The organism is Dietzia sp. DQ11-38-2 (assembly GCF_014145055.1).
In the GTDB taxonomy this organism is placed as follows: domain Bacteria; phylum Actinomycetota; class Actinomycetes; order Mycobacteriales; family Mycobacteriaceae; genus Dietzia.
This window is the reverse complement of the sequence record NZ_JAALDW010000141.1, coordinates 1-4,864: the sequence shown is the minus strand read 5'-3', so window position 1 is coordinate 4,864 and position 4,864 is coordinate 1. Positions and strand designations below refer to the sequence as shown.

Genomic DNA, 4,864 nt, shown 5'->3' with positions numbered 1-4,864 from the left:
CGCCAGGAAGTCCTGGATGCGCTGGGTGTCGATCGGGATCTGCAACGTCGTCGAGATCCGTAGCCCGTCCAGCGGCAACGGGATGACCGGCATACCCGGGGGTGGCGGCGCGATGAGGTTCGACGGCAGGGGGACGGGCACCCCGGGAACCAGTGTGGCGGAACCCTGACCGGGTGCGGGGGCCGGGGCCGGCGCCGGTTCCGGGGCGGGCGCGGGGGACGGCACCGAGGTCGGCGTGATCCTGCTCAGGTCGCGCCTGATCGCGTCGCGACGCTTCATCAGCTCGACGCGTTCCGAGGCATCCGAGACCTCGTCCAGTCGGCCGGACACCTCGTCGAGGAGACGCTCGGCCCGCTCACGATCCCCTTCGCGAGCCGCCAGATCCGCCGCGGCCAGGTGCTCGGTCAGGTCGCTGACCAGCTCCACCTCGCCGGCACGGTCGGCGAAGATCGTCTTGGACACGCCCCAGAGGGGATCCCCCGGCATGGCACTGTGCGCGGCGACGGACAGGCCACCGACGATCACGGCCGCCACCGCCGCCGCCCCGGTCACCGCCTGCCACAACGCGGGCCGTTGCCCGTGGTGGTGTTCATGGGATCTGGCCCAGCCACGGCGGGGCCAGAGACGGGAGACGTTGGGCGCGAGTGCGACCCCGATCTCCTCATCGCTCGGCAACTCGGGCAGGGGTGCGGAGTCGATCTCCCCCCGCCAGTCGGCGAGCAGCGTCGCGAGGGCATCGCCGTCGGTGGGACGGTCGCCCGCCCCGAGGGTGTCGAGGAGCAGGTCGTCGCGCTCCACCGCCTCTGTGTCCGGACCGTGCCCGTCGAGCGAGGCGGCGTCGTCCCGGGTGCCGGGGTCGACATCGTCGTCGTTCATCGCCATCGCTCCTCTCCGTCCTGCTCGATCCTCGCCCGGAGCTGCTTCATCGCCCGGTGTTGGGCCACGCGTACGGCTCCGGCCGTACTGTCCACGATCTCCGCGGTCTCCTCCGCCGAGAGTCCTACCACCACCCGCAGCCGGATGATCTCCCGCTGCTTCTCCGGAAGGGTGTCCAGGAGTCGACTCATCGCCCTGGTCACCTCGCCGTCGAGGATGTGATCCTCCGGCCCCGTCTCCGTCGAGAGCACCTCCGGCAGGTACTCCACGGGGTCCGACTTGTTCCGTGCGGCGCCCCGGTGCGCGTCCGCGACCTTGTGTGCCGCGATCCCGTACACGAATGCCATGAAGGGACGTCCCTGATCCCGGTACCCGGGCAAAGCCGAGAGCACCGCGATCAGCACCTCCTGTGCGACATCGTCAGCAGAAAGGTTGACCCTCTCCGCACCCCCGACGCGAGAGCGGCAGTACCGCACCACCCCGGGACGAACGAGTTCGAGCACCCGGGTGGCCGCGGTGCGGTCTCCTCTGACCGCGGCGGCGACGGCGAGCTCCAACTCGTCTGCTGTACCTGTCATCGAATTAGGGGGGCCTCTCGTTACACGGGTGTGCTACGGGCCACGGCCTTTCTGTCGGGGTGCACGCCGGGCTCGCGGGGTCGGGTCCGGACCGTGGCGGCCGGCGGGGCGTGGGCACAGGATACTTCCACGGCACCTGTGCGGCAGGTCATCCGGTGAGGGCCCAGCGTAACCCCTCGGAGCCGGGCGGGACGACACCCCGGTCGTTCCACGACGACCGGGCCCCGGTCCCGCGGATGCGGGAGCCGGGGCCCGGTGTGGGAGAGGTCAGTGGGAGTGACCGGCGTGCGAGTGCCCGCCGGGCGCCTCCTCCTCGGGCTTGTCCACGATCGCGGTCTCGGTGGTCAGGACCATCCGCGCGACGGAGCAGGCGTTGACGACGGCGGAGTGGGTCACCTTCACCGGGTCGATGACGCCCGCCGAGACCAGGTCACCGTACTCGCCGGTGGCGGCGTTGAAACCGTCCCGCGGCCCGAGGTCGGAAACCTTGCTGACCACGACGGAACCGTCCTCGCCGGCGTTGGCGGCGATCCAGAACAGCGGAGCCGACAGCGCCTTGCGGACCACGTTCACCCCGACGACCTCATCGGGGTCGGAGATGCCTGCCGAGAGACGGGTGAGCGCGGCGGCCGCCTGGACGAGCACGGAACCACCACCGGCGATCACACCCTCCTCGACGGCGGCCTTGGCCGAGTTGACCGCGTCCTCGACACGGAGCTTGCGCTCGGTGAGCTCCGTCTCGGTGGCCGCGCCGACCCGGATCACCGCGACGCCACCGGCGAGCTTGGCGATCCGCTCCTCGAGCTTCTCGCGGTCCCAGTCGGAGTCGGTGGCCTCGGCTTCGCGGCGCAGCTGCGCCACCCGGGCGTCGACGTCGGCCTGGTCGCCGTCACCGTCGACGATGATGGTCTCGTCCTTGGAGACGGTCACGCGCCGGGCGTGGCCGAGGACCTCGAGCCCGCAGTCGGACAGCTTCATGCCCAGGTCCGGGCTCACGACCTGCCCCTTGGTGACGATCGCGAGGTCGTCCTGGAAGGCCTTGCGCCGGTCCCCGAAGTAGGGGGCCTTGATCGCGACGACCTTGATGGTCTTGCGGATCGAGTTGACGACAAGCGTCGACAGGGCCTCGCCGTCGACGTCCTCGGCCACCACGAGCAGCGGCTTGCCGGTCTCGGCGACCTTCTCCAGCAGCGGGAGCAGGTCCGGGAGGGAGCTGATCTTCTCGCGGTGCAGGAGGATCAGGACGTCCTCGTAGATGGCCTTCTGCTCGTCGGGATCGGTGACGAAGTAGGGGCTGAGGTAGCCCTTGTCGAAGGCGATGCCCTCGGTCACGGAGACCTCGGTGTGCAGGCCCTGGGACTCCTCGACCGACACGACGCCGTTGACGCCGACGGCGTCCATGGCCTCGGCGACCATGCGACCGACCTCGGGGTCACGCGAGGACACCGTGGCGACCTGCGCCACGCCCTCGGACCCCGACACCGGGGTGGCGGCGGACTTGAGGAACTCCACGACGGCGGCCGAGGCCTTCTCGATGCCCTTGCCCATGGCCATCGGGTTGGACCCGGCGGCCACGTTGCGCAGCCCCTCACGGATGAGCGCCTGGGCGAGCACGGTCGCGGTGGTCGTACCGTCGCCGGCGACGTCGTTGGTCTTGGTGGCGACACTCTTGACCAGCTGGGCGCCGAGGTTCGCGAACGGCTCGGAGAGCTCGATCTCGCGGGCGATGGAGACACCGTCGTTGGTGACGGTCGGACCACCGAACGCCTTGGCCAGCACAACGTGCCGGCCCTTGGGGCCGAGGGTGACCTTGACTGTGTCGGCGAGTTGGTCGACACCGGCGAGCATGCCCTTACGGGCCTCCTCGTCGAACGCTATCAACTTGGACATGGATGGGACTCCTGGAAGGAAGAGGGTGTTCGGGACGGACGGATCGTTCTGCGTGAGACCACGGCGAGACACCGGTGAGACACCTCCGCCCCGGCGGGCCGGACACTGGCCGGCGCCACCGGGGCGGGGGTTACGAGCTCACGTCAGTCGATGACCGCGAGAACGTCGCGCGAGGAGAGGATCAGGTACTCCTTGCCCTCGTACTTGATCTCGGTCCCGCCGTACTTGGAGTAGATGACCTTGTCACCCTCCTTGATGTCCATGGGGATGCGGTCGCCGTCCTCGTCGAAGCGGCCCTTGCCGACCGCGACGACGGTGCCCTCCTGGGGCTTCTCCTTGGCGGTGTCCGGGATGACGAGGCCGGACGCCGTGGTGGTCTCGGCAGCGGTGGCCTCGACGAGAATCTTGTCCTCAAGCGGCTTGATCGCCACGATGGATCCTCCGTGTGTAGATGGCTGGTGTGCTCAGGGGGGCGGGGCTCCGGGTGGCGTCGTCGCGGGTGACGCGGCCGGGTCCATGCCTATTGGCACTCTATATGTGCGAGTGCCAGCACTCAAGTGTCCCGGGTGCACGATCCGACCGAGTTCGCCGAGGGCGAACACCGTACGACACAACACACCAGGTTCCGGACACGGACGTGTGCGCGGCCCCCGCGTACGATCAGCGGGAGGTCCCGCCACCCCGCGAGGAGTCGACGCCCATGTCCCGTACCCCCTCCGGTGACGCGGGCGCGCCCGGTGGACGCGATCCGGGCAACCACGCACGCGATTCCGAGGCCGGCCCTGCCGAGGTCAACGGGACGGCACTCGCCGCGATCGTGGTGGCGGTGGGAAACGTGGTCTTCGGGTCCTTCCTCGGACTCTTCGTGCCCCTGCTGCCCCCGGTCTTCGCCCTGGTGTCGGTGGTACTCGGCCATCTCGCCCTGGCGAGGATCCGTCGGACCGGTCAGGCCGGGCGCGGTCTCGCCCTCACTGCCCTCGCGGTGGGATACCTGTGGCTGTTCGTGATCGCCCTGCTGATCTCCGGCATGATGATGCTCACCGGGTACGGCTTCGCGCTACTCGGCTTCTGACCCGCGCGACTCCCCGTTCCCTCCGGGCGCGGGACTCCTCACCCCACCTGCGTCACCCCGACCGTGAGCCCGGGATCCGCGGCGACGGTCAGGGAACTGGGCTCGGCGCCGGCGGCGAGGAGTGCTGACGCCACCGCGACGACCATCGCGCCGTTGTCCGTGCACAACCGCGGCCGGGGTACCCGCAGGCGGATGCCGGCCGCCGCGCACCTCTGCGCCGCCAGTTCGCGAAGCCGGGAGTTCGCCGCCACACCGCCGCCGACGAGCAGGGTCCCCACGCCCAGGTCGGTGCAGGCCCGCACCGCCTTCATGGTGAGCACGTCCGCCACCGCCTCCTGGAAGGACGCGGCGACGTCGGCCACCTCGAGCTGGGACCCGTCACGCTCGGCGGCCTCGATCCGACGCGCGACCGAGGTCTTGAGACCGGAGAAGGAGAAGTCGTGGCGGA

At 70.1% G+C, this 4,864-nt stretch carries 5 protein-coding genes and 1 pseudogene; 1 reads left to right on the top strand and 5 read right to left on the bottom strand.

The features are described 5' to 3' along the window. The 4 genes from G6026_RS05545 to groES form a co-directional block, all read right to left on the bottom strand. Positions 1 to 876 (bottom strand): anti-sigma-D factor RsdA (locus G6026_RS05545; RefSeq protein WP_241727952.1); only part of this gene is annotated, 876 nt, incomplete at its 3' end. Next, on the bottom strand, positions 873 to 1,454 hold the full coding sequence (locus tag G6026_RS05540) for a sigma-70 family RNA polymerase sigma factor (RefSeq protein ID WP_107755868.1): 582 nt from the start codon (positions 1,452 to 1,454) through the stop codon (positions 873 to 875). The genes G6026_RS05540 and G6026_RS05545, both read right to left, overlap by 4 nt. 267 nt (positions 1,455 to 1,721) lie before the next feature. Next, positions 1,722 to 3,344, bottom strand: a complete 1,623-nt coding sequence (groL, locus tag G6026_RS05535; protein ID WP_107755867.1) for a chaperonin GroEL — start codon at positions 3,342 to 3,344, stop codon at positions 1,722 to 1,724. A 143-nt stretch (positions 3,345 to 3,487) separates the two neighbouring features. Continuing rightward, positions 3,488 to 3,775 (bottom strand): co-chaperone GroES, encoded by a 288-nt coding sequence (gene groES / locus G6026_RS05530; protein WP_017837219.1) that lies wholly within the window; start codon positions 3,773 to 3,775, stop codon positions 3,488 to 3,490. Positions 3,776 to 4,044: 269 nt separating this feature from the next. On the opposite strand from groES, the gene G6026_RS05525 reads away from it, so the two are divergent. After that, positions 4,045 to 4,416: a DUF4190 domain-containing protein gene (locus G6026_RS05525; RefSeq protein ID WP_159077983.1), complete on the top strand. Its 372-nt coding sequence runs from the start codon at positions 4,045 to 4,047 to the stop codon at positions 4,414 to 4,416. Between the two features lie 38 nt (positions 4,417 to 4,454). On the opposite strand, the pseudogene G6026_RS05520 reads toward G6026_RS05525, so the two are convergent. Further along, positions 4,455 to 4,864, bottom strand: a pseudogene (locus G6026_RS05520) (tRNA (adenosine(37)-N6)-threonylcarbamoyltransferase complex transferase subunit TsaD); the annotation flags it as partial.